The organism is Lacisediminihabitans profunda (assembly GCF_008040105.1).
Taxonomy (GTDB): Bacteria; Actinomycetota; Actinomycetes; order Actinomycetales; family Microbacteriaceae; genus Lacisediminihabitans; species Lacisediminihabitans profunda.
On record NZ_VRMG01000032.1, the window covers coordinates 1 to 472 of the forward strand.

1 protein-coding gene is annotated in these 472 nt (G+C 67.4%); it reads right to left on the bottom strand.

Features of this window, described 5'->3' with window-relative positions:
* Positions 1–286: 286 nt before the first annotated feature.
* A partial coding sequence (locus tag FVP33_RS18940; RefSeq protein WP_147785255.1) for an adenosylhomocysteinase occupies positions 287–472 on the bottom strand: 186 nt, incomplete at its 5' end.

Below are 472 nucleotides of genomic sequence, written 5' to 3' on the forward strand. Positions count from 1 at the left end.
ACGCGAGAACGGCACGATGTCGGACGCGACCGCAACCCCGTCACCCATGACCACCCCCGCGACCAGCACCCATTGCTGAACTTCGCTCAGTCTAGGTTCGACCCGCCGGTCCGGGATGTCGCGGCGCGCCCCAGTCTCGGCGCCCCACCGCATCCGAAATCCATGCATTTCTTGCCCGGCCCCGGCGTGTCTGCGACGCCACGCCGAGTCGCGCCGCGAAATGCATGGATTTCGGAAGGGGAAGGAGGGGAAGGAGGCGGCGGCGCCGAGGGCGGGCCGGCGTCGATCAGTAGCGGTAGTGATCCACCTTGTAGGGGCCGTCGACCGGCACGCCGATGTAGGCGGCCTGCTGCTCGGACAGCACGGTGAGCTTCACGCCGAGCGCGTCGAGGTGAAGGCGGGCGACCTTCTCGTCGAGGTACTTCGGCAGCACGTAGACCTTCTTCTCGTAGTTCTCGCCGTGCGCGTAGAG